The sequence below is a fragment of the uncultured Kordia sp. genome (assembly GCF_947496985.1).
GTDB lineage: Bacteria > Bacteroidota > Bacteroidia > Flavobacteriales > Flavobacteriaceae > Kordia.
On sequence record NZ_CANMEZ010000004.1, the window covers coordinates 173,215 to 196,381 of the forward strand.

25 protein-coding genes are annotated in these 23,167 nt (G+C 31.0%); 15 read left to right on the forward strand and 10 right to left on the reverse strand.

Annotated features, from left to right (window positions below; all coding sequences use genetic code 11):
- Positions 1-21 precede the first annotated feature (21 nt).
- Positions 22-1,224 carry a TlpA disulfide reductase family protein gene (locus Q0828_RS11995; RefSeq protein ID WP_298420915.1) on the reverse strand — a complete coding sequence of 401 codons (1,203 nt, stop codon included), beginning with the start codon at positions 1,222-1,224 and terminating at the stop codon, positions 22-24.
- Positions 1,225-1,847: 623 nt separating this feature from the next.
- Here Q0828_RS11995 and Q0828_RS12000 point away from each other — a divergent pair.
- From Q0828_RS12000 to Q0828_RS12015, 4 genes are all read left to right on the forward strand, one after another.
- Entirely contained in the window at positions 1,848-2,582 is a 735-nt protein-coding gene (locus Q0828_RS12000) for a hypothetical protein (protein ID WP_298420922.1), read from the forward strand.
- A gap of 138 nt (positions 2,583-2,720) precedes the next feature.
- On the forward strand, positions 2,721-3,443 hold the full coding sequence (locus Q0828_RS12005; RefSeq protein ID WP_298420924.1) for a hypothetical protein: 723 nt from the start codon (positions 2,721-2,723) through the stop codon (positions 3,441-3,443).
- A 256-nt stretch (positions 3,444-3,699) separates the two neighbouring features.
- A complete protein-coding gene (locus Q0828_RS12010; RefSeq protein ID WP_298420926.1) occupies positions 3,700-4,149 on the forward strand; it encodes a hypothetical protein in 450 nt (149 codons plus the stop codon).
- The gene (locus Q0828_RS12015) at positions 4,149-4,349 is read left to right on the forward strand and encodes a helix-turn-helix transcriptional regulator (RefSeq protein ID WP_298420928.1); all 201 of its coding nucleotides are present in this window, start codon (positions 4,149-4,151) and stop codon (positions 4,347-4,349) included. Before Q0828_RS12010 ends, Q0828_RS12015 begins: the two co-directional genes overlap by 1 nt.
- Before the next feature lie 90 nt (positions 4,350-4,439).
- Here the strand turns inward: Q0828_RS12015 and Q0828_RS12020 are convergent, their stop codons facing one another.
- Complete coding sequence (locus Q0828_RS12020; RefSeq protein ID WP_298420930.1) at positions 4,440-5,519, reverse strand: adenylate/guanylate cyclase domain-containing protein; 1,080 nt, start codon at positions 5,517-5,519, stop codon at positions 4,440-4,442.
- A 79-nt stretch (positions 5,520-5,598) separates the two neighbouring features.
- Here Q0828_RS12020 and Q0828_RS12025 point away from each other — a divergent pair, with 79 nt between their 5' ends.
- From Q0828_RS12025 to Q0828_RS12035, 3 genes are all read left to right on the forward strand, one after another.
- Complete coding sequence (locus tag Q0828_RS12025; RefSeq protein ID WP_298420932.1) at positions 5,599-6,519, forward strand: hypothetical protein; 921 nt, start codon at positions 5,599-5,601, stop codon at positions 6,517-6,519.
- A gap of 107 nt (positions 6,520-6,626) precedes the next feature.
- Positions 6,627-7,940 carry a DEAD/DEAH box helicase gene (locus Q0828_RS12030; protein WP_298420933.1) on the forward strand — a complete coding sequence of 438 codons (1,314 nt, stop codon included), beginning with the start codon at positions 6,627-6,629 and terminating at the stop codon, positions 7,938-7,940.
- A gap of 27 nt (positions 7,941-7,967) precedes the next feature.
- Positions 7,968-8,300 (forward strand): hypothetical protein, encoded by a 333-nt coding sequence (locus tag Q0828_RS12035; protein WP_298420934.1) that lies wholly within the window; start codon positions 7,968-7,970, stop codon positions 8,298-8,300.
- A 76-nt stretch (positions 8,301-8,376) separates the two neighbouring features.
- On the opposite strand, the gene Q0828_RS12040 is transcribed toward Q0828_RS12035, so the two are convergent.
- Positions 8,377-9,045, reverse strand: coding sequence for a TMEM175 family protein (locus Q0828_RS12040; protein ID WP_298420935.1), 669 nt, complete (start codon positions 9,043-9,045; stop codon positions 8,377-8,379).
- 93 nt (positions 9,046-9,138) lie between these two features.
- On the opposite strand from Q0828_RS12040, the gene Q0828_RS12045 reads away from it, so the two are divergent.
- The 8 genes from Q0828_RS12045 to Q0828_RS12080 all read left to right on the forward strand — a co-directional run bounded on the left by Q0828_RS12045 (position 9,139) and on the right by Q0828_RS12080 (position 17,809).
- Entirely contained in the window at positions 9,139-9,456 is a 318-nt protein-coding gene (locus Q0828_RS12045) for a DUF6660 family protein (RefSeq protein ID WP_298420936.1), read from the forward strand.
- A gap of 79 nt (positions 9,457-9,535) precedes the next feature.
- The gene (locus Q0828_RS12050) at positions 9,536-11,737 is read left to right on the forward strand and encodes a TonB-dependent receptor (RefSeq protein ID WP_298420937.1); all 2,202 of its coding nucleotides are present in this window, start codon (positions 9,536-9,538) and stop codon (positions 11,735-11,737) included.
- Between the two features lie 112 nt (positions 11,738-11,849).
- The gene (locus Q0828_RS12055; protein WP_298420938.1) at positions 11,850-12,728 is read left to right on the forward strand and encodes a helix-turn-helix transcriptional regulator; all 879 of its coding nucleotides are present in this window, start codon (positions 11,850-11,852) and stop codon (positions 12,726-12,728) included.
- Positions 12,729-12,828: 100 nt separating this feature from the next.
- Positions 12,829-14,277 (forward strand): nuclear transport factor 2 family protein, encoded by a 1,449-nt coding sequence (locus tag Q0828_RS12060; protein ID WP_298420939.1) that lies wholly within the window; start codon positions 12,829-12,831, stop codon positions 14,275-14,277.
- A gap of 78 nt (positions 14,278-14,355) precedes the next feature.
- Positions 14,356-14,985: a class I SAM-dependent methyltransferase gene (locus Q0828_RS12065; RefSeq protein ID WP_298420940.1), complete on the forward strand. Its 630-nt coding sequence runs from the start codon at positions 14,356-14,358 to the stop codon at positions 14,983-14,985.
- A 247-nt stretch (positions 14,986-15,232) separates the two neighbouring features.
- Positions 15,233-16,138, forward strand: a complete 906-nt coding sequence (locus tag Q0828_RS12070; protein ID WP_298420941.1) for a tetratricopeptide repeat protein — start codon at positions 15,233-15,235, stop codon at positions 16,136-16,138.
- A 7-nt stretch (positions 16,139-16,145) separates the two neighbouring features.
- On the forward strand, positions 16,146-17,147 hold the full coding sequence (locus Q0828_RS12075) for a histidine kinase (RefSeq protein ID WP_298420942.1): 1,002 nt from the start codon (positions 16,146-16,148) through the stop codon (positions 17,145-17,147).
- Positions 17,148-17,152: 5 nt separating this feature from the next.
- Positions 17,153-17,809 carry a LytTR family DNA-binding domain-containing protein gene (locus Q0828_RS12080; RefSeq protein WP_298420943.1) on the forward strand — a complete coding sequence of 219 codons (657 nt, stop codon included), beginning with the start codon at positions 17,153-17,155 and terminating at the stop codon, positions 17,807-17,809.
- 67 nt (positions 17,810-17,876) lie between these two features.
- Here Q0828_RS12080 and Q0828_RS12085 read toward each other — a convergent pair whose 3' ends face one another.
- From Q0828_RS12085 to Q0828_RS12115, 7 genes are all read right to left on the reverse strand, one after another.
- Positions 17,877-18,290 carry a hypothetical protein gene (locus Q0828_RS12085; RefSeq protein ID WP_298420945.1) on the reverse strand — a complete coding sequence of 138 codons (414 nt, stop codon included), beginning with the start codon at positions 18,288-18,290 and terminating at the stop codon, positions 17,877-17,879.
- Positions 18,291-18,525: 235 nt separating this feature from the next.
- Complete coding sequence (locus tag Q0828_RS12090; RefSeq protein ID WP_298420947.1) at positions 18,526-18,684, reverse strand: hypothetical protein; 159 nt, start codon at positions 18,682-18,684, stop codon at positions 18,526-18,528.
- A 344-nt stretch (positions 18,685-19,028) separates the two neighbouring features.
- On the reverse strand, positions 19,029-19,883 hold the full coding sequence (locus Q0828_RS12095; protein WP_298420949.1) for a substrate-binding domain-containing protein: 855 nt from the start codon (positions 19,881-19,883) through the stop codon (positions 19,029-19,031).
- A gap of 14 nt (positions 19,884-19,897) precedes the next feature.
- Entirely contained in the window at positions 19,898-20,767 is an 870-nt protein-coding gene (locus tag Q0828_RS12100; RefSeq protein WP_298420951.1) for a nucleoside phosphorylase, read from the reverse strand.
- Positions 20,760-21,695: a DUF1835 domain-containing protein gene (locus Q0828_RS12105; protein ID WP_298420953.1), complete on the reverse strand. Its 936-nt coding sequence runs from the start codon at positions 21,693-21,695 to the stop codon at positions 20,760-20,762. Before Q0828_RS12105 ends, Q0828_RS12100 begins: the two co-directional genes overlap by 8 nt.
- Positions 21,692-22,042, reverse strand: a complete 351-nt coding sequence (locus tag Q0828_RS12110) for a translation initiation factor (protein ID WP_298420955.1) — start codon at positions 22,040-22,042, stop codon at positions 21,692-21,694. Before Q0828_RS12110 ends, Q0828_RS12105 begins: the two co-directional genes overlap by 4 nt.
- 160 nt (positions 22,043-22,202) lie before the next feature.
- Positions 22,203-23,153: a 2-oxoglutarate and iron-dependent oxygenase domain-containing protein gene (locus Q0828_RS12115; RefSeq protein WP_298420957.1), complete on the reverse strand. Its 951-nt coding sequence runs from the start codon at positions 23,151-23,153 to the stop codon at positions 22,203-22,205.
- Between the last annotated feature and the right edge of the window lie 14 nt (positions 23,154-23,167).

Sequence of the window (23,167 nt, forward strand, 5' to 3'; positions counted from 1 at the left end):
TGTAGAAGAAATTGATTGTAATTATTCATTCAATAACTGTTTTATTTTAGCTTCTAAACCATTTCCAGAGAGTTTCTCTGCGGCAATTTTCCCGTTCTTATCAATCAAAACAGTATGTGGAATGGCTTCAATTCCGTAACGAAATGCGATAGATTTATTTACATCAATAATATGTGTATTCCAGGTAAAATGATCATTTTCAATAGCTTTTACCCAAGCAGTTTCATTCGTATCTTCTGAAATACTCAATATAACCAAACCACGATCTTTATATTTCTTATACAAAGAAACGATATGTGGACTTTGCACTCTACAAGGCTGGCACCAACTTGCCCAAAAATCTATTAAAATAACGTTTCCAGTGGTAATATTAGGTAAAGATAGTGTAGATCCATCTATAGTTTTCCCAGAAAATGTATATGCTGTAGGTCTAAATTCGGTTTTCTTTTTAGGTAGAATAGTTTTTGTATTAGTAAGAACATCAACAGTAAGTTCTTTTATTTTTTCTTTCTTTTCAATATAGTTAGCAATAAACTTCCCTGTTGTATTACTTTGAATTTTAGAAGGTAATGAGTCATATACTTGTTTAACTACTTTAAGATCCAAAAAATCTATTTGATCTTTTACAATTAAAGCAACCAATGGTTTTTCTCTATTATTGGTAACAAAACTTGAAATTCGTCTTCTTTTAAAATCTTCAAATTCGGCTAACTTTTCATTCAATTCTGCAATTTTTTCGGTATTATTTTGTTGAACAGCATTTTTATAAATATCTCTATAAAGATATTCTCCTTGTCGAAATTTATTCAATTGATAATGCAATAATGCATATGAGTTGGAAAAGTAATTATCACTACTTATGTCGTTTTTATAGCTTTTATCTGAAATTAAAACCTCATGTGTACTATTTGATAATAAAAGTTTGCATTTACGACTGGAATCAATTTTAACTAAATAAAAATCAAGGTTTTCCACCTTTCCAGTAAATTTAAATTGATTATTTAGAACAGTTGTTGTTGTTACTAAATGTAAACTATCATTGGGATGAACTTCATACAGTGATATTTTTTGTCCATTTGCTTTTACAGTTGTTCCATTTATTAAATATCCATCTACTATTTTTTCTTTTTCTGTTGTAGTTTCAGTAGGTTTTGTTACTTTGGTATCGTTTTCACAACTCAAAAAACATACAATAAGTACACATATAATTCCGTATTTCTTCATAAAACTATTCTTAGTAATAATCAATATAATAAATTTAAATTTCAATATTAACGAATAAAATCATATTTAATGCAAATATAATTTCCTACAAAAAATAAAAGTAGTACGTTTGCACTTCAGCAATACTATCAAAAACTTCTTTAAGTTTTTAAGAGCTCAATATGTCAATTGGGCTCTTTTTTTTTGTATATTTAATTAGAAAAAAATTAACATAGATTTGCTGTTTAGTTAATATTTTTTCGAAATACTAGTCAATTCGGCTTAATATATTGACTAGCGAACGTCCTTAATTTACTAATATTGAGGACGTTTTTTGTGAAAATTTCTCATATTCTTTTAAATAGTTAATTACATCGATTTTAACGTGCTTTTCACCGATATAAATCTTCTTTTAGACGTTTTTAAATTACAAAAAGTAAGAAAAAGTATACTTTTGAACTGTTGTTATGTTAATTCATAAACATATTCCCCCCTAAAATGGAAAGAGAGCTACATGCTCTCTTTCCTTGTTTTATCCCTTTTTTAATATAGCCAAAAAGAAATTAACAAATTGATTGTTAAAAAAAATAGTTTTCAGTTTGGCTAAGAATACTTAAATATGCACTGAAAATGTATTCCCCGATATGAAAATAGTTCAGACGATTCCTGTATATAACAGAAAAAGCAAGCGTGTCACAAGTCTTAAGGTAGATGATTTTCAGTCTATTAACAATGAAAATGAAGAATTTTTTGATGTACAAGGTGACTTTGTAATTATAAAAGATCGCTTTTTTAGAGTCCCGCATTTAGTAAAACCTTGGACATTTTGGATTGAAAACGGAAAACCACAGCTTGAACCTTCAGAAAATATTACTCATACAAAAGTGTTATTTACTGTAGAAGCGCCTGATAAGAATGAATTTGATTATAAGAATGATTTTAGAGCAATGAATCCGTTAGTTGGATATTTTCAGAGTTTTAAAACAGGTTTTCTTGAAGTAATGCAGCAAGTTTCAGAAGAGGAGTTGACTAACTTTGAAATTACTTTTTACACCTTAGTACCGTATCAAACGTCATTGCATTATTTATTAGGAAAAAGAGGAAGCAATCAAACACGTTTAAACTTTTGGTTTTATGGTTGGATTAATCTGAAATACAGAAACGATTTCATGAACTATTTAAAACAGCATGAATTCGATTATTATATCAATGGAAGTACAAGTGCTTTTAAAGGAATTATTTCGCAAGAATTATCACGTGTTATTGATGTAGAATACCAAGTACATCATCCAAATAGTGGTTTTTGGAAACGAAAAAATATTAAACTTGGATTGAAGAAAATTGTACACTTAGAACACACAGAAATTCTGTGGACATAATTAACTTCGAAATAAAAGTATGGGCAAAATTTTATAATTTCTTTAACTTGGAATGATAATTGTGTGTTAACACGTGAATTAGTGATTAAAAAAAACGTAATATTGTAATAAGCAGTTGCAATTGACAAAAAACTATTTGTGTTAGCCAATAAAATACATAAAAACATACGATTGATTCTACTATGCATTCTTTTAGGGATGTTTTCTGCGTATGCGCAAAAAGATACAACCAAAACAAAGACAACTGATGTAGATATTACCAAAGGTCGTATTAAATTGCCATTTCCAAAACCAAAAGATCCAACACCAACGCCCAAAAAAAAGGCAGATCGTTTTATGGAATTTAACACACCAAGCTTGTTAACTAAAAAACGTACAAGCTTAATTACTTTACCAAAATCGAAACCTGCTTCCTTAAAAAAGGAGAAAGAAGTATACTTTACAGGCCAAGAACAATACGTAACGCGTAATAAAGAGTTTGAAAAGAAATTAAATAAAAATGATAGAGAAGTTCGCCCTGAATATAAAATTGCACAATACTTAGGCGATTTTAGAAGTAATGGAGAATTTGTTGAAATTGTTTGTAGAGATCATCAATATGTTGATGGTGATCGCGTACGTGTATATGTAAATGATGTGGTTATTGCGGATAACATTCGCTTAGAAGCTGCTTACAAAAAAATAGATGTAACCTTAGCAAAAGGATTTAATAAAATACAATTTCAAGCACTAAATCAAGGTTCTTCTGGACCAAATACTGCCGAATTTCGTGTATACGATGATAAAGGTGAACTCATATCTGCAAACGAGTGGAACCTAACTACTGGTATCAAAGCAACAATGATTATTGTAAAAGAGTAACTTTCTTTAGACTTACTGTATATTAATATTTCTTATACTTCATAATTCTTTTAGGTTACTAAACTTACTTCCGAATGTTTATAGTTAAAACACAATACATTTTTATACTATAATCAACAATTAAAATGCTTAACTAATTCAGTTTAACGATCTAACAAAACTAAAATTCTATTAAAATATTTTGCACTTTACAAAATGTAAAGTATATTTGACATAATGAAAAATAAACTTGTCAATCAAAAACAAATATATTTATATGGAAAAAGAAACATTTTGCGAAACGGAACAAAGAAGGTTTAATAAATTTAAAAACTTTGGCTTACCGCATACATTTAAAAAAATAGGAATTGTATTAGTTGTTGTATCAATACTTTTTATGTTTGCACGTAAACTGCTTGATATAGAAGTTGCAACTACTTTAAAATTTATATTGAAACGAGTTGTATTAATTGGATTGCTTATGGTAGCGATTTCAAAAGAAAAAATAGAAGATGAAATGATTAGAACCATTCGCGGCCAAGCATTTAAAATGGCATTCATTGCTGGAGTTGTATACACATTAATCCAACCTTTAATAAACTATATTGTTGCATTTTTTGTAGAAAAAGACAAAGAACCTTTATCTGATGTTGGTGATTTTCAAGTGCTTTGGTTTCTTCTGACAATGTATTTATTGTTTTTCTATATGATTAAAAAAAGATTGTAATGAAGAACAGAATTAAAATAGAACGCGCCATTTTAGACATTACTCAGGACGATTTGGCAAAGAAGATAGGTGTTTCAAGACAAACAATTAATTCTATTGAAAAATCACGTTATGTGCCTTCCACAGTATTAGCGTTGAAACTAAGTGAAATTTTCAAGAAGCCAATAAATGAATTTTTTTTTTTAGAAGAAACGGATTGATTCACGCAAGTTTGACATACTAAATTTAGTTTATGTCACTTCGAACGCAGTCGAGAAACAATAGAAAATGAATAGAGTTCTTTATTAAATTCAAGCTTCTTTTGTAATACTATAAATATTGATGGTTTTTGCTTTTCCTTTTAGCAGTAAATCATCAATACTTTTTGTTGTATAATTTTTAGGCAAATTCATATCGTTTAACAACTCTTCTGAAATCAATACATTTGAATTATACGTATTGCAAACAGATTGGATTCTCGCAGTAGTATTAATAACATCACCATGATACGCTAATTCTTTCTTTACAGAGCCAACTTCTGTAACCATCAGTGTTCCGCCATGAATTCCTGCTTTAAATTCAGGAATCAAATCGTACTTTTCTTGATAATGATTCTTTCTTGATTGTATCTTTTCTTGAAAAGCAAAAAACAATAATACAGCTCTATTTTTTTTAATCCCTCTGGCGTATTTCCAGCTTAAAACGGCTTCATCACCAACATATTGGTAAATCTCGGCATCATACTTTCGAACAATCGTATTCAAATCATAAAAACAATCCTGAATCAACTGACTATAAGTATAATGGCCTAGTTCTTCAGCAATTGTAGTAGAAGCTTTCAAATCGAGAAACATAAAAATACGTTTCTCTTCTTGTGGTTTTCTATACTTTCCTAACAACATTTTAATAAATACACCGCGTCCAAATTTTTCATTGGCAATTTTTATAAATGAAAAAACCAACGAAGCGACAATAAAGTAAATTACAATAGACCAAAACGTTTTATTAGTTCGCCACCAATCGCCACCATCGTACAATTCAACTTCTAAAACATAACCTGTATATTCTACAACATTAGTCACTAAGAAAATAAGTGTAACTAAGTAAATAAAGGTTTTTGAAAAAATAATAACACCTAAAGCGAGGTTTTTAGCCAAATAGCGATCAAACAAAAACTCTATTGCTGCATAAAAAATTCCAAATGGAATTGATGACAAACCTACAAAAGTTAACAAATCAAGTATAGGGAGTTCATACTTCGGAAGAATATTAACGCCTTTTTCTTCAAAAATCCCAAAATAACGAATGATAATCATAAAACTAAATGCTAACATCCAAAAGATGATTGATCGTAATGTAAATAACAAATATTGTTGTAGCGTTCTCATCATGAATGCAAAATACTAAAACTAAATCATAAATATTGCGACTGAATATGTATTTTAGTAACAAATTATAAAAAACCGATATATGAAAACTTTCATCAAAGTATTAGTAGTAACAAGCCTCTTTTTTGCTTGTAAGACTGAAAAAAAAACACCAGAGAAAACTCCTGAAAAGGAAATTGTAGCTACAAAAGAAGTTCCTAAACAATTATATGAAATAAACGGATTAACACATTGTGAATCTGTTGTATATGATAAAAAAAGGAAAGTATATTATGCTTCACTTATCGGAAATAGAGAAAAAGGAGATGGAAGTATAGCCAAAGTTAGCGCAGACGGAAAGCTAATTGATTCTATATTTATCAAAGGTTTAAATGATCCAAAAGGAATTGCAATAACTGATGATAAGTTATATGTAAGTGATGTAACGATTTTGGTGGAAGCAGATTTAAATACGGGAAAAGTCGTTCATGAACATACCAATGAAAACGCTCAATTTTTGAATGATGTAGAAATTGCAAAAGATGGAACAGTATATGTTTCTGACACTGCAAAATCGTCCATATTTGCATTAGCTACAGACGGAACATTCTCAGAATGGTTAAATTCAGAAGCATTAGAACATCCAAACGGTTTGTTAAATGTTGGAAACTATATGTATGTAGCAGCTTGGGGAAATATGATTGGAGAAGGTGATAACAAAAAACAAAGTGGAAACTTTCTAAAATTAAACATGAAAACCAAAGAAATTATTAAAGTTTCAAAAGACACACTTGGAAATTTAGATGGAGTGCAAGTATATGGTAAAGACAGTTTCTTAATCTCAGCTTGGAATACAGGTAAAATAATGAAAATCAATACGAACGGAGAAGTGGAAGATGTGTTAACGGTTGGAAGAAGTGTTGGAGATATCTTATATGAACCTTCTGAAAAAATACTAGGTTTACCTATGAACATTCAAAGTCAATTATTGATTTATCAATTTCAATCGGTACCTGTAAAGTAAACCTGTAATGACTATCAAGGCTGTTTTTTTATTAAATAGAATTCTAATCACTTAATCTTTCAAGCATTTAGTCTTTTAATTAATACAAATAACTGTATTTTTGCGGCATGTCAAAAAACATTAAAAATCAACGTGATATCTTAGCAAAATTGGGCATTTCAAAGCTCAATGAAATGCAGGAAGAAGCAAAACTGTCTATCAGTTCGCATCCAAACACAATTCTGTTATCACCAACAGGAACAGGAAAAACGATCGCTTTTCTATTGCCTATTATTGCCGAATTGGACTCAAATAGTAATGAAGTCCAAGTTGTAATTTTAGCGCCTTCGCGCGAATTGGCAATTCAGATAGCGCAAGTCACACGAGAGATGGGAACAGGTTTCAAAACCAATGAAGTATACGGTGGACGTAACTTTTCAAAAGATAAAGTCGAATTAAAACATCGTCCAGCAATATTAGTAGGAACACCAGGAAGAGTAGCAGATCATTTGCGTAGAGAAACATTTTCTACCAAAGAAATCAAAACTTTGGTATTAGATGAATTTGATAAATCGTTAGAAGTTGGTTTTGAAGATGAAATGAAAGACATCATTTCATTATTGCCAAATATTGAAAAACGTGTGTTAACATCGGCTACAAAGGACATGGATATTCCACGTTTTGTAGGAATGAACAATCCGTTGACAATAAATTATTTAGGTGAAAAGATTGCCAAGCTTAAAGTAAAACGTATGCTGTCTCCATCAAAAGATAAATTAGATACGCTTTTAAATACAATTTCGCTTGTCGCAAATCAACCCGGAATCATCTTTTGTAATTTTAAAAATACCATTCAATACGTAAGTGACTTTTTATCATCCAAAGGTATTCCGCATGGTTGTTTCTATGGAGGAATGGAGCAAAAAGAAAGAGAGCGCGCGTTGATCAAATTTAGGAATGGAACACACCAAATTATTATCGCAACTGACTTAGCCGCAAGAGGAATTGATGTTCCTGAGATTAAATATATTATTCATTATCAATTGCCTATGCGTAGTGAAGAATTTACACATCGTAACGGACGTACAGCGCGCATGCATGCAGAAGGAACTGCTTTTGTGTTACAATGGGAAAATGAAACTGTTCCAGAATTTATCTCAGAAGTAGAAGTTGTAGAAGAACTTTTTTCTGGTGCAAGACCGAAAGCTTCCGGTTGGAAAACTCTTTTTATCTCTGGAGGACGAAAAGACAAAATTTCTAAAGGAGACATTGCAGGTTTGTTCATGAAGCAAGGAAAACTGAACAAAGACGAATTGGGCATGATAGAGCTCAAAAGCGATTGTGCATTTGTAGCTGTAGTAGCTTCCAAAGTAAAAGAGGTGATCAAGCTTACATCCGATACACGTTTAAAAAAGAAAAAAGTAAGAGTAACATTAATTTAAAATTCGGAATTATTTTCTAAAAAAGAAATGAAGCGACTATTCAATATTACATGTTTACTTATACTTAGTACACTATGTATTTCGGCAACGAAACATGAACTACAAGATGATGATTGTAAGTTTGAAGGTAAAAAACTCTACGGTAAAATTCGTTTTGTAGAAAGTGCAAGTAATGCAGATGTAAAAATTAAGATAGTCAATAACTTTCCCGATTTAAAAGTAAAATTAGTAGAAAACTTTGCTGATGATTGTGGAGAATGGCAAGTCGTAGAATATGGCGAAGACTTAAAAGTATATGTTGCAGAAAGCTTTGCAGATATTAAAGTGAAGTTTGTAACCAGTTTTCCTGGAATGGACTAAAACGATGTACAATTTCAGATTTATATTGTTGATTTTTGATAGAAAAGAGTAATTAATCAAACAAGTATTTGATTAATTACTCTTGTTCGTCATCTTCAGTAGTTTCAACAGATTCAGTAGTCTGAGCGGAACTTAAGGTTAACGCTGCTTTTTTCTTCTTAAAATAACGATTGATAAATGGTTGAAAAACAAAAATTAGCACAAATACAAATCGGGAAGTCAATGGAAGTATAAAAGCCAAAATTCCTGAAAAAATCCACACAAACATACTCATTAAGGCGCGTGCTTTTTCTGATTGACCTACAATGGGCGTAACTTCTTCTTCATGTTTTGAGATATAACGAATCATTAAATAATTAAAAAATCCAATAGCAGATAAATTGAAACAGTAAAAAGCAAAAGGAGAAACGGCATTAAACCCTTTTACATACAAACCCGTAGAAAAGGGTAGTAGTACGATAAAAAGTAATAGTAAAATATTTAACCAAAGTAGTTTATAGCTTACTTCTTTCACATATCGCATAATACGCATATGTGCAATCCAATACAATGCAGTAACCAGAAAACTAACGATCAATCCAATAAAACTAGGAATACGATTTCCTAAAATACTGCCTAATGAATTTGTAGTAACTTCTTTCGCATCAGGAATGGCTACTTCTAATACCAATAAAGTCATTGCAATAGAAAATACGGCATCACTAAAACTCACTACGCGTGATTTATCGAAAGTTATGGGTTCCATTCAGTACAGTTTTTTCAAATATAAGATATATTAACAAACAAAAAATAATATTCTTAATCTGACAAAAAACCTTTTCCTATATTTGTAAGACAAATGAAAAGCATCAGTTTCATACTTGGATTTTTAATTTTAGCATTGGCGTTAAAACCATGTTCTGACGGATTGAACACAGAACACGAAGACGACCTAGAAATTGGTATGGAGCACAATCATCAAAATGACCATGATGATTCTTGTGCAATGCTTTGTGTATGTAATTGTTGTGGAGCGTTAGTTGTGCATCAAGAACCACCAACATTTACACTGCAATCAAAAATTACAATCTCTACAACAATCAATTCGCATTACGAATCGCACTACCGATTCAATATGTTATTTTCCATATGGCAACCTCCACAAGTTATTTCATAATTTTTTGAAAATTTGAATTTTAGGACACTAATCGGAATCGAAGTGTCATTTTAGTGAAATAACATAAAAACATAATATTATGCAAATACGTATATGGAGCGTTTTGTTCCTATGTATCATATGCGGAGTTGTCAACGCACAAAACAGTGACATCAATATAAAAGTATTCTCAGAACATGAAAAAGAACCATTACTAGGTGCAAACGTGTTGTTTGAAGACCTTAAAAAAGGTGCAATAACCAATAATGATGGGATAGCAACTTTTACAGGAATTCCAAACGGAACACACAAGCTAATGATTTCTTTTGTTGGGTTTAAAACGATTGAAACATCAATCACACTTCCGACAAGTAATGTGATAGAATTTTATTTAGAAGAAAGCAAAGGCGCATTAAATACCGTTATAATTGAAGCTACGCGTACTACACGTGATATCCGACGAATTCCAACACGAATAGAAGTAATAGGAGGCGAAGAGCTAGGAGAAAAAAACATGATGAATCCTACCAATATTTCTATGGTATTACGTGAAAGTACCGGAATTCAAATGCAGCAAACTTCTTTAAGTAGTGGAAACCAAAACATTCGTATTCAAGGTTTGGACGGACGTTATACACAGTTATTACGTGATGGTTTTCCTTTATTTGGAGGATTTTCAAGTGGATTAAGTATCATGCAAATTCCACCCTTAGATTTAAAACAATTTGAAATAATCAAAGGAAGTGCTTCTACTTTATACGGTGGTGGTGCAATTGCAGGTTTGGTAAATTTAGTATCTAAAACGCCAGGTTTTGAGCCTGAATTAGATATTATGTTCACGCAAACTCATGCCTTAGGAAGTACGGCGAATGTTTTTTATAGCAAACGAAATGAAAAATACGGTATGAGTTTATATGCTTCTGGAAACTATCAAAAAGTATACGATCCGGAAGATGATGGATTTAGCAATTTGCCTGAAACTACTTCTGTGGCATTTAATCCAAAATTTTACTACTATCCATCTGAAGACACTACATTTTGGATTGGATTAAATGCTAGTTATGACGATCGTATTGGTGGAGATGTTGATAAAATAGAAAATGGACAAAATGGAATTCATCAATATACTGAAGAAAACATTTCGAAACGTTTAAGTAGTCAAATTGTATATACTACAAAGTTAGATTCTACACGTGTATTCAATATAAAAAACAGTTTTTCATTCTTTGATCGTGAGTTGAATGTTCCCAATATGCAATTCAAAGGAAAGCAATTAAATTCCTTTAGTGAAGTGACAATACAACACAATTATGATAAAAATGATTGGACTTTAGGAGCTAACCTATATACAACCAATTTTAATGAAGATGATAGCGCGCCATTGCAACGCGATCAAACTGATGTTACATTTGGAGCTTTTGTAAATTCAAATTTCGATTTATCGGACAATTGGATTCTAGAAACTGGTTTACGTACTGATTTTGCAAAAGGTTGGGGAATTTTTGTGTTGCCAAGAGTTTCGTTATTATATAAAAATGATACTGGATTTTCAAGTAGATTAGGTGGTGGATTAGGATATAAAACACCTGATTTATTTACTGAAGAAGCAGAGTTTATCAACTTTGAAAATGTGTTAAGAATTGATGAAAATTTACTAAAAGCTGAACGCTCATACGGTTTAAACCTAGATTTTAACTATAAAACTAAAATCTTTAATGAAACTGTTGGTTTTTCTATCAATCAATTATTTTATGTAACTTCTATTGATAATGGATTGTTGTTAAATTTAAATGCAGATAACCTATTTCAATATCAAAATGCAGACGGAGAAATCTTAAGTAAAGGAGCAGAAACCAATATTAAATTCTCATATAATGATTTCAAATGGTTTGTAAACTATGCGCTGATTGATGCTAAACTTCGTTATTTGCCAGGAAATCCACAAAAACCATTAACAGCTAAGCACAATGCAGGAAGTGTAATTATGTATGAAACTAGCACTTGGCGTTTAGGATATGAAACCTATTATACGGGTTCACAAGTATTATCAAATGGTACAAAAACTACTGATTTTATTTCGATGGGATTCTTAGCAATGCGAAACTTTGATTGGGGCGGAATTTATGCCAACTTTGAAAACTTTACCGATAGAAGACAAAGCCGTTTTTCACCATTGGTAACGCCACCGCATAGCAATCCAACATTTCCAGAAATATATGCGCCAACAGATGGTTTTATCTTTAGTTTAGGAATTATCATCAAACCATTCGGAAATCATAGTGAACATCATGATGATCATTAAAATATAGATTTCTTAGATTCTTTAAATCTTCGAATTAAACAGAAAACCGCTACTGTACTTACAATAGCGGTTTTTTAATTTAATATATTTTTAAATTCCTTACTTTTATAGCATGGAACAGGTTTTACCAAAAATTGCTTTTAAGTCAAATGCTACACTTGATATTGAAGTAATGACTTTTGCTGAAACCTACAAAAAACTTACAAGTGTTGATGGTCATGATCCTTTTGCACCACACAAAATTCAGTTTTATATTATTTTAGTTGTTACAAAAAATACCTACGCACATTATGTAGATTTTAAATGTTATGATTTAAAAGAGGGAAGCGTAATTTTTATAGCTAAAAATCAAGTACATCACTTTACAGAAGATTTTCAAAAAGCAGCAGGTTTTACAATTATTTTAAATAGTCATTTCTTAGAAAAAAACTATTTATTTTCTAAAAATAACACGCTAAATAGGTTATATAATTACCATTTGGAAGTTCCTGTAATACATCCTGAAGAAATTGGCGAAGACGAATTTATAAGTATTATTCAAAAACTCTATTTTGAATATAGACTTCCCAATAATTTTGCAAAAGTAGAAATGCTTCGTGCGTATATCAATATTATATTGCTTAAAGCAGAAAGAGTAAAGCACGAACAATCCATAAATACGGTTAAATCACATTGGTTACAAGTATTTAATGAATTTAAAACACTGCTTGAGTTAAATTATGCAAATAAAAGAAATTCAAGAAGTTATGCTGCTGATTTACATATTTCATATAAATTTTTAAATGATGTAGTTAAAAAAACAACTGGTAAAACCGTCAAAGCTTTTATTGATGATTTTGTGACTATTGAAATAAAGCGTTATTTGGCTTCTACTTCTTTATCTGTAAAGGAAATAAGTTACACAACAGGGTTTGATGAGCCTGCAAATATGATCAAATTCTTCAAAAAAAATACACAGCTAACTCCATTGAAATTTAGAAAACAATTATAGGCTAGTTATACTTTTACTATTTTTTGTTTCAGTTTGATAATCGCTAAAATTAAACGTTTTTTCAATTTTGTACCAGTTACAAATAACAAAAAAACGGATCATGAAATTCAAATTATTAGTACTAGGAATTATTGGGCTACTATTTACAAGTTGTCAAAACGATCAATCTGTATTAGAAGTTACAACTTTCAAATTAAAATCTACTGCAAACTCTATTGAATTCAACAAGTTAGATGCGGAAGTTGAAACAAATTACACAAGTAAACAACCAGGTTTTATTAAACGCCAAAGTGGTGTAAATGAACACGGCGAATATGTTGTGTTAGTGTATTGGAGTACAATGTCAGCTGCAGAAGCATCCATGCAAAAATTTATGAATGATACATCTGTAGCTGATTTTGCGGCTATGATTGATGGAAATTCTATGAAAATGGCACGCTACAATAATAATGATGCTTTCAAAGCAACTACAAGTGATTTTATTGAGGTGATGTCTTTTGACACTAAGGCTGATGCGAATCTAGAAGTTTTTCAGGAAACTAATAAAAAGGTTGAAACTGGATTTACAGTAAAACAAGAAGGTTTTTTACAGCGAATTATTGGGGAAAACGAAAAAGGGACGCAAGTAGTAGCTGTGTATTGGGATACAAAAACCAATTCTGATAAAGCATTAAAACCATTTATGCAAAATCCTATTGCTAAAGAATTTATGGGAATGATGAATCAATCATCAATTCATATTGGACGTTATCAAACACTTAAATCATTAAAAAATAATACAATGGAATTATCAAAAAAAGACAAAGTAGTAGCACTATTAAACAGTTTCAATACAGGCGATACAACACCTATTTCGTATATCAATCCTGAAAAATACATTCAACACAATCTAGCTGTTGGTGACGGCCTACAAGGTTTTGGAGAAGTTATGCAGCATGCACCACCACAAGGTTTTAAAGCAAATGTAATAAGAGCTTTTGAAGATGGAAATTATGTAGTAACGCATACAGAATATGATTTCTTTGGACCTAAAGCAGGTTTCGATGTATTTCGTTTCGAAGACGGGAAAATTGTAGAGCATTGGGATAACTTATTGGAAACTCAACCAGCAAATCCAAGCGGAAGAACTCAGTTTGATGGAACTACTGAAATTACGGATTTAGATAAAACAGCTGAAAATAAGGAAATTGTGAAAGGGTTCATAGAAAACGTATTGCTAAATCACGAAATGGATAAACTAACTACGTATATCAATCCTGAAAAATACTTGCAACATAATCCAGCGGTAGCTGATGGTTTGGATGGTTTTGGAGCTGCAATGAAGTATTTTGCTGAAAACGGATTGGTAATGGAATATACGAAACTTCATAAAGTACTTGGGCAAGGAAATTTTGTATTGACTATGAGTGAAGGAAAATTTGGAAAAGGAGAACACACAGCGTTTTATGACTTATTTCGATTAGAAAACGGTCAAATTGTAGAACATTGGGATGTAATTTCTGCAATTCCTCCAAAATCAGGATGGAAAAATGAGAACGGAAAATTTTAAAAATCCCTCGAATTACTAACTATAAAAGGAATATCAACATGTTTGATGTTCCTTTTTTTAACTCAAAAAATTAAAGAAATGCAAATAGTAACAACGAAAAAACAAATAGAAATGGTCATTAATGAATTATTCAAAGATTCAAAAAATGATTATATAAAAATGGCGAAAGGCATCGCAAAAGGAATCTTTAGACCTTTGCAACCTGCTGATTTTAAAGAAGCGTATCTTTCTATCTCAAAAGAACAGGGAGAAAATTTAATAGAGCTCATACAAGAGAGCAATAGTAAAAATATTGTTGAATTTGGAACTTCATTTGGAATCTCAACTTTATATCTAGCGCAAGCGGCGATGGAAACAAGCGGTTATATTGTTACAACAGAACTAATTGAATCAAAAGCTAAAAAAGCTATTCAAAATTTCACAAAAGCAGGTGTAAACGAATTGATTGAAATGAGAATCGGAAATGCTTTAGAAACGTTGAATAATTATAGCAAAGCAATAGATTTTTTATTGCTAGATGGTTGGAAAGATTTATACCTACCATTATTTCAAATGCTAGAGTCTAATTTTCAAAAAGACACTATTATTTATGTCGACAATGCTGATATGTCTGATGTGCAAGCATTTTTAAGAACGATTAGCGAAAATTCAAAATATCAATTAGAATCAAAATATCATGGAAAAGTGATGCTAATTACTTTGAAATAGTATTTTTATTTAAGTAAAATATAAGGAAATTTGTAAATTTTTTATAATGAAGATGCTCTCCTTTTAACAAATTTTTATAGAGTCATAAAGAAATCATAAATAGCAATGTATTAGATTGATAATACTTCATATTTACAATTTCATAGATGAAAAAGGGAAGTCGATAGATGTTTTTTGATAAATTAGAGGAAGTTTTAGAAGTTTGTGTCAACAATCAAAAAAACGAATAGCAATCAAAAAAAATCGTATGAAAAAAGTAATTCTAATTTTAAGTATTATGTTACTACATGCTTGTAAAGATCAACCGAAAGAACAAGCAGAAACAACACAAAAAGCGGTTATGTTGGCTGACAATGAAGAATTGAAAGAAATTTATAAACAAGATCAGGCATCGCGCAAAGTTGATAATATAGACTGGAAAGTTGTGTCTAAAAATGATAGTTTGCATAGGGTTCGAGTTCGTGAATTGTTGGCAGAAAACAAAGTGAATACTTCGTTAGATTATCACAACGCGGCCATGATTTTCCAACACGGACGTGATTCTACAGATTATGGAATGGCTGTGCGACTTATGCAAAAATCAGTTGATTTAGATAGTACAGCGGATAAGTGGTTATTGGCAGCAGCTACCGATAGATATTTGTTAAGTAAAAATGAACCACAAATTTATGGTACGCAATATGAAAGACAACAAGGTGAATTGTGGAAATTATCAAAGATGGATACTACAAAAATCACTGATGACGTACGTTTGGAATATGGTGTGCAAACTTTAGCAGAACAACGTGAACGTGTAAAAAAGATGAATAGCAAACAACTATCCGAGTTGACAGCGTCAGGAAAATCGATTGTAGAAATTATCACATTCATCAAAAATGAAGATTTAAAAGCATCAAAGTACGACTTATCTGAAAGCGGTATCAATGTATTTGGATATAGTATAATGACTAGTGGAAATACTAAAGATGCACTAGCTATTTTTAAGCTAAATACAGAGTTGTACCCTAGTGGTTTCAATACATTTGATAGTTACGGGGAGTGTTTTTTAGCTTTGGGAGATACTATAAATGCAATTAAAAACTATCAAAAATCACTGGATTTAAATCCTGAAAATACGAATGCAACTAATATTCTTTCTGAAATAAAGAAATAAGAAATACATGATATCATTTCGTATTGAAAATATCATTAAAAAAGAAGTGTATTTACATCTGATATTTTGGATACTATATATTATGTATCCGTTATTTAAATATACAGACAGTAATTATATTTTTGTACAATGGGTTGCGGCAAATAGTAATATTGTATTGCTTTTAGTTACGGTATATACGTGTTATTGCTTTTTCTTTTCTTGGCGTAATAGCTATAAAATTCCAGTCTTACTGTTATTTTTTGCTGTGATGACAATTCTTGGTGTGTTATTTTCTGAATACATTCTAAACCTTTATATCTATCATTTGGATGGTTATTCGTATAAAACGCATGCATTAGGAGTTTTGAGTGAATATGCATTGGTCGGTTTGATATTTTATAGTTTTTATAGTTTTAAAAAATCATACATACTAAGTAATCATCTTCGAGTTGCAGAATTGAAAAATTTGAAAGCTCAGATAAATCCACACTTCTTGTTTAATATGTTGAATAATATTTATGCGTATACATTAACAAATGATGCAAAAGCTTCGGAATTAATCTTGAAACTATCTGATAATTTCAAATATGTATTACATGAAGGTAAAAAAGAACAGGTTTCGCTTCAGTTAGATTGGGAGCACATTAAAGATTATATTTATATCAATAGTTTGCGTTGGGAAAACAAAATTGTTTTTGAAGTTTCAGAAGAAATTACGAATAAAAATGTAATCATTTCACCTTTGATTTTAATCACTTTTGTGGAAAACGCAGTTAAATATACAAGTAAATTAAAAGGAAAGCATAATATAGTTATTCAATTGAAAGTGAATGATGAGGAATTGTTTTTTAAGTGTCAAAATCCGTATAATGCTGCATATGTTTTGACCGACGATTGGAAGTCAAGCGGAGTAGGGTTGAAGAATACTCAAAAACGATTGGAATTATTATATCCAAATCAACATGAATTAAAAATAGACGATCAAAAAAATCAATTTATTGTCACTTTAAAACTTCGTTTATGTTAAAATGTATGATTCTAGAAGATGAAAAAAATGCGCAATCAATTCTATTGCATTATATTGAAAAGACAAACTTTATCAGTTGTATAGGTGTATACGAATCAGGTTTGGATATTCCGCAAGAACGGCTAGAAATAGTAGATTTTATGTTTCTAGATATGGAATTACCAGAATTAAACGGTTTGACTTTTTTAAAAACACTTACAAATCCTCCAAAAGTTATTATTACAACGGCTTATCCAGATTTTGCTATTGAAGCTTTTGAACAAGCTGTTGTTGATTATATGATAAAACCGTTTTCGTATGTTCGCTTTTTAACGGCTGTGAATAGAATACGAACCACAAAATTATTGTTAGATGATACGGAATATATATTCATTTACGCAGATAAAGTAACGCATAAAGTAAAACGGAATGATATTCTTTACATTAAATCAGAACTTGATTATGTAGCAATTGTTACGTTAGAAGAAAAAATATTAACGCTTGGTAGTTTGTCAAGTTGGTTGAAAAAGTTAGATACTTCCATCTTTATCCAAATTCACAGATCGTATATAGTTAATACAAATCGTTTAAAGAAGATAAAATCGAATGTTGTTTTAGTGGAAACTGTCGAAATTCCTATTGGTAGCACTTATAAGTCAATTGTAAAAAAACGATATACCTAAAAAAAATAACAGCTACTTATAAGTAGCTGTTATTTCTATATATTTTAAATAATGTGTTTATGTGTAGTTAATTAGATATTAATCCCCAAGTAGCATCTTTAATCACATATCTACGAGTCGGGCTATCTGAGCCTGTAGCACTCGTTGCTGGTGTTTCTTTACTTTGCGATGCGCTTTCACGTTTTTGTATTTGTACAGGAGAATCATATGTTTCTACAATAACTCCAGTAACAATAACGGTTTTTCCATCCGTTCCTGAAGCGTTATATTCTGCAGGCCAACTTTCTAATTTGTCAATCCAAATAGAAGCATTGTCATTCGTAATAACGAGTGCTCCATACTTCGTATTGCTTGCTGTTCCTTCAATGGTGATTCTTTTACCTAATAATTTGCTAAAATCTCGTTCATTGGAAATATCAGTTTCTAGGTCTTTTGAACAGGCGGTAAGGAGTACTAGTAATACTACGATTAACTTTTTCATTCTTTATAAGTCTTGTTGGTTTTTGCTAATATGTCTCTAATATAGCTTTTTATACTATTTGAAACAACTATTAATGAGGGAATTCGCATTTTTATGGGATAAACTTCCTTATTTTACAGTAATTTCAGTTCAAATGTAAAAAGTTTTTTTAAGGATAGAAATATCTTTAAAATAAAAAAGGTTGTAACATTTAATGTTACAACCTGTGAAAGTATATATAATTGGATAGTTTTTCTTAGTAAACTTCTACGCAAGAAGCGTCTTCAGCTGTCATGATGTAATTTTCTTTTGCGTCATCTGTATCTGCAAAATTAACACCTTTTCCCATACAGTTAGATCCACATGATGCTAACAATAAACCTGCTGCAGCGATTAATAATAATGATTTTTTCATAATGATAGTAGTTGTAATGTTAATAATCTGATAAATTGATTTTCTTAAGCCTAGAAAGTAATGTTTTGCCCTTACTACTTTCTGAAAACAAATGTATATAGTGAGTCGTTAACCGAAACATTTAATCGTTTACCTGTTTAAATTATCGTTAAATTACATAAAAACGATCTTTTTTGACTATTCGAAGAGGGAAAATAACCATTCGTCGACACTTTCCCCCTTTTCAAAAGGGGAAAAACCCCCTAAGAGAACAGGTAGATATACGTGTGTGTTTATTGATAAATAACTTTGTAACTTGTATGATTGGTATAAAAAAAGCGAACTAGAGTAGTTCGCCGTTGTTTTTATAGAAATTTGTGAGTCAGATCGTTGTAGTTCCATTTTTCAGGAATAATGTCTAAACTGAGTAGTTTGTCTTGTACTTTGGTAATGGTTTTTTCGTCGATTAATTCTTGACTCCATTCGGTCAATGACAACCATTTTTGTACATCTTCTAATTGTTGTTCATATCGTGCAGCAATCATTTCGTCGATATTCGGAATTTGCTTGAAATCAGTTGTCATATCGTTGATAATACGTAATATTGTTTTAACTGTTTCTTCATCTTCTGCTAATAATTCATTTCGAACAGCAATTACAAAACACGGCCAAGGAGTAGGACAGTCATGCACTCGTCTAAAAATCCCTTGATCTACTAAAGGTTTAGTTGTAAAGTGTTCCCACATAAAATAATCACCTTTGCCTTTATTTAAACCATTAATAGCACCTTCAAGATTTTTGATCACTTCAAAATCTAAGTTATCGGTATCCCAATCATTGTTTTCAGCATTTATATACGCCATTAAATGCGAACCTGAACCATAACGACTTATGGCAGCCTTAGTACCTTTTAAATCATCTATAGTGCTATAGGGTGAATCTGCAGCTACATGAATTCCCCAAATTAAAGGCGATTGTACAAAGGTTTGTACTATTTTAGAAGGATTTCCAGCAATGATATCTTTAATAATTCCTTCTGTAAGAATAACAGCAATATCAATTTTTTCGCTTCTAAGCGCTTTACACATTGCGCCAGTTCCACCAGGATAATCTTTCCAACGAAGCTCAATTCCTTCTTTCTCGTAAGCACGTTCTTTAAGTGTAAGATACCAAGCTAGGTTGAAATGCTCAGGAACTCCACCAATTTTTATTTTCTTCATTTGAGACTTTTGTATTATACTAATTTACCTAAAGTATATTGAATCAATTGATCAACTGTTTGTTTAGGTGTTTTGCTAAATTGACCCAAAGGTCGGTTTGCAATAATGGCATTCATAGAAATGGCTCTATGTCCTAATAAACTAGCCAAACCGTAAATTCCGGCAGTTTCCATCTCTAAATTTGTAATTTGTGTACCTTCATAATTAAATGAAGCTAGTTTATCATTTAAGCCTTCATCTTGAAGATTTAAACGTATTTTACGACTTTGTGGTCCGTAAAAACCAACATTAGTCGCAGTAAAACCTAAAACAGTTTGTTCGGACGCTATTTGGTCGACTAAACCTTTGTGAGCTTTCACTACGTATGGCATTGATTTTTTTGCAAACCAATCTGCATGCTTTGCAAACGCTTCTGCAATGGCAGTATCCTGAACGTGTTCACTATCATAAAAATGTAGTAAGCTGTCAAATCCTACGGCATATTCACTGATTAAAAAACTGTCCACAGGAATATTTGATTGTATAGAACCCGAAGTTCCAATACGGATAATGTCTAATTGTTTGTGTGTGTCTTTTACTTGTCGTGTGTTAAAATCCACATTCACCAAAGCATCTAATTCGTTGAAAACAATATCAATATTGTCGGTTCCGATTCCTGTAGAAATTACAGTAATTCGTTTGCCTTTGTAGGTTCCTGTGTGTGTGATAAATTCACGTTTTCCTTTTTTAACTTCAATCGTATCAAAATAGTTACTTACTGAAGAAACTCTATCTGGATCACCAACAGTTATAATAGTTGATGCAATATCTTCGGGAAGAATGTTTAAGTGATAAATACTTCCGTCTGGGTTTAAAATCAATTCTGATTCTGCTATTCTACTCATGTTTTGTTAATATTTGTTGTGTAGGATGATAACAATATTCATACTTCTTACAACCACCAAAAATGGTATCATCCGTTACTAGATCATAAAAACTTTTAATATGATCAAGTGCTAAATGTCCTTGTCTATTAAGAACTACCTGTTCTTTTTGTATTTCAAAAAAGCCAGCTAATTTATGAATTATATTTTTTATCTGTAAATCACCAAAACCATAATATCCTTGATATTGTAATACATAGCCTGTAAGATGGTGTATACTTTTTATTTTTTCTTTTTTAATGATTTTTAGAATATTGGTTTCTAAAATATTTAATCCGTTAGTAACATCTGGAAAACGCTTCAAATGCGCACTTATACAGTTTGATAAATATGGAAAAGAAGATTTGTGAGTAACAAACTCCTTAAAAATTGTATGATCATCTGTACAATACAATCGCCATAATTCATTGGCTAACATGATGTCATACTTTGTGAGTGTAATTTTTTCGTTGTAGTGTTTTAGTAATTGTTTATCCGTAAGTTCACCTAAGCCTTTTAAATGTGTTTCTTTAGGAATCCAGCCACTGCAAACTAAATAGATAGGAATATCTAATTTCTTGGTTTTTAGATAGCTCAATGCGGCAATCATATTAATATGACAAAATACATCATATTCAAACCATAATACTATAGAAGTGTATTCTTTATAATTAGTTTCTAATAAAGGTTTTAGAAACGATGTTACATAGGTTTCTTCGGTAGCTTCAAACTGTGCTAAATAATTGACGCGTGCGTTTTTGAAATCGTCAGAGGCTAAATTAAATACAGTTTTACCTTCGCATAACATTTCACGCCAAACTAATTGATCGTCATGAATTCCGATATCGTGAAGTCGTGATACTAAACTATCACCATTAATAATATGAAGTGTTTTTTGTGTCATTTTCATCCACCAACACGTTTTACATTATATCCTTCTTTTTGTAATATTTGAATAATTTTATCACGATAATTTCCTTGAATAAGGATTTCATTGTCTTTGATGCTTCCACCAACTCCACATTTTACCTTTAAGAGTTTGGCTAATGCTTTTAAATCGTCTTCTAATCCAACAAAACCTTTTACAACCGTTACAATTTTTCCTCCACGACCTTTATTGCTAAAGTGTGCTTCTAGTTTTTGTTCTTTAGGAGAAAGTGTTTCTTCTGCAGAGTTATTTTCGAGTTCAAAATCATCATTTGTGGAGAATACAAAACCTCCTAAGTCTTCTAAACTACTAAGTTTTTTCTTTGCCATTATATACTAAATACTTGTAATTCGTTTATTGTTTTAAATATACACAATTTAGCGTATGAAAAGTACTAAATTGGATGCTTTTAAAAAAAGAACACTAACAGCAAGAGCTATTAGTGTTTTTGTATCGCTTGGGAATTTTTATATGTAATTCCGAATGGTGTTACTTTTTTACTAGACCAAGTTCAATAAGTCGTTCATTTAAGAATTGACCTGCAGTAATATCGTCAAATTTTTTAGGGTTTTCTTCGTCAATACAGTTTTCTAAACAATCTAACGGCATTTCGCTAATAGGATGCATAAAGAAAGGAATAGAGTAGCGCGAGCTTCCCCAAAGTTCTCTTGGTGGATTTACTACTCGGTGAATTGTAGATTTTAATTTGTTATTACTGTGACGTGATAACATGTCTCCAACATTAATTACCAATTCATCTGGCTCAGCAATAGCGTCAAGCCATTCGCCATCATGTCGTTGTACTTGCAATCCTTTACCATGTGATCCCATTAACAAAGTAATCAGGTTGATATCTCCATGTGCTGCTGCACGTACTGCATCTTTTGGTTCGCTTGTAATTGGTGGGTAGTGGATAGGACGTAAAATACTGTTTCCGTTTTTAATAAAATTATCAAAGTAGAATTCGTCCAAACCTAAATGTAAAGCTAACGCTCTTAATACATAGATTCCTGTTTTTTCAAGCATTTGATATGTTTCCTTTCCAACAGCATTAAAATCTGATAATTCTTCTACTGTTACATTATCAGGGTATTCGGCTTTTAAAGCATCATTATCTTCTACATACTGACCAAAATGCCAAAACTCTTTTAAATCACCAACTTTTCTACCTTTTGCGCTTTCTTTTCCAAATGAAACATATCCACGTTGCCCGCCAATACCTTCAATTTCGTATTTGCTTTTAGTTTCTAACGGTAATCCAAAGAATTTCTTGATTTCATCATATAAATCATCTACAAGTTTATCACTTAAAAAATGACCTTTCAAGGCAACAAAACCAATGTCTTCATAGGCTTTTCCTATTTCATCAATAAATTTTTGTTTTCTTGTCGGATCATCAGATAAGAAATCTTGAAGATTTACACTTGGAATATTTTTCATGTAATTCAGGTTTT

What these genes read in the sequence shown, in the direction of transcription:
- Q0828_RS12035 (WP_298420934.1), top strand. Translation starts at nt 7,968, where the DNA reads ATGAAGCGACTATTCAATATTACATGTTTACTTATACTTAGTACACTA.
- Q0828_RS12010 (WP_298420926.1), top strand. Translation starts at nt 3,700, where the DNA reads ATGGAAAAAGAAACATTTTGCGAAACGGAACAAAGAAGGTTTAATAAA.
- Q0828_RS12000 (WP_298420922.1), top strand. Translation starts at nt 1,848, where the DNA reads ATGAAAATAGTTCAGACGATTCCTGTATATAACAGAAAAAGCAAGCGT.
- Q0828_RS12110 (WP_298420955.1), bottom strand. Translation starts at nt 22,042, where the DNA reads ATGGCAAAGAAAAAACTTAGTAGTTTAGAAGACTTAGGAGGTTTTGTA.
- Q0828_RS12015 (WP_298420928.1), top strand. Translation starts at nt 4,149, where the DNA reads ATGAAGAACAGAATTAAAATAGAACGCGCCATTTTAGACATTACTCAG.
- Q0828_RS12055 (WP_298420938.1), top strand. Translation starts at nt 11,850, where the DNA reads ATGGAACAGGTTTTACCAAAAATTGCTTTTAAGTCAAATGCTACACTT.
- Q0828_RS12050 (WP_298420937.1), top strand. Translation starts at nt 9,536, where the DNA reads ATGCAAATACGTATATGGAGCGTTTTGTTCCTATGTATCATATGCGGA.
- Q0828_RS12115 (WP_298420957.1), bottom strand. Translation starts at nt 23,153, where the DNA reads ATGAAAAATATTCCAAGTGTAAATCTTCAAGATTTCTTATCTGATGAT.
- Q0828_RS12105 (WP_298420953.1), bottom strand. Translation starts at nt 21,695, where the DNA reads ATGAAAATGACACAAAAAACACTTCATATTATTAATGGTGATAGTTTA.
- Q0828_RS12075 (WP_298420942.1), top strand. Translation starts at nt 16,146, where the DNA reads ATGATATCATTTCGTATTGAAAATATCATTAAAAAAGAAGTGTATTTA.
- Q0828_RS12030 (WP_298420933.1), top strand. Translation starts at nt 6,627, where the DNA reads ATGTCAAAAAACATTAAAAATCAACGTGATATCTTAGCAAAATTGGGC.
- Q0828_RS12070 (WP_298420941.1), top strand. Translation starts at nt 15,233, where the DNA reads ATGAAAAAAGTAATTCTAATTTTAAGTATTATGTTACTACATGCTTGT.
- Q0828_RS12065 (WP_298420940.1), top strand. Translation starts at nt 14,356, where the DNA reads ATGCAAATAGTAACAACGAAAAAACAAATAGAAATGGTCATTAATGAA.
- Q0828_RS12040 (WP_298420935.1), bottom strand. Translation starts at nt 9,045, where the DNA reads ATGGAACCCATAACTTTCGATAAATCACGCGTAGTGAGTTTTAGTGAT.
- Q0828_RS12085 (WP_298420945.1), bottom strand. Translation starts at nt 18,290, where the DNA reads ATGAAAAAGTTAATCGTAGTATTACTAGTACTCCTTACCGCCTGTTCA.
- Q0828_RS12095 (WP_298420949.1), bottom strand. Translation starts at nt 19,883, where the DNA reads ATGAAGAAAATAAAAATTGGTGGAGTTCCTGAGCATTTCAACCTAGCT.
- Q0828_RS12020 (WP_298420930.1), bottom strand. Translation starts at nt 5,519, where the DNA reads ATGATGAGAACGCTACAACAATATTTGTTATTTACATTACGATCAATC.
- Q0828_RS12080 (WP_298420943.1), top strand. Translation starts at nt 17,153, where the DNA reads ATGATTCTAGAAGATGAAAAAAATGCGCAATCAATTCTATTGCATTAT.
- Q0828_RS12100 (WP_298420951.1), bottom strand. Translation starts at nt 20,767, where the DNA reads ATGAGTAGAATAGCAGAATCAGAATTGATTTTAAACCCAGACGGAAGT.
- Q0828_RS12045 (WP_298420936.1), top strand. Translation starts at nt 9,139, where the DNA reads ATGAAAAGCATCAGTTTCATACTTGGATTTTTAATTTTAGCATTGGCG.
- Q0828_RS12025 (WP_298420932.1), top strand. Translation starts at nt 5,599, where the DNA reads ATGAAAACTTTCATCAAAGTATTAGTAGTAACAAGCCTCTTTTTTGCT.
- Q0828_RS12090 (WP_298420947.1), bottom strand. Translation starts at nt 18,684, where the DNA reads ATGAAAAAATCATTATTATTAATCGCTGCAGCAGGTTTATTGTTAGCA.
- Q0828_RS12060 (WP_298420939.1), top strand. Translation starts at nt 12,829, where the DNA reads ATGAAATTCAAATTATTAGTACTAGGAATTATTGGGCTACTATTTACA.
- Q0828_RS11995 (WP_298420915.1), bottom strand. Translation starts at nt 1,224, where the DNA reads ATGAAGAAATACGGAATTATATGTGTACTTATTGTATGTTTTTTGAGT.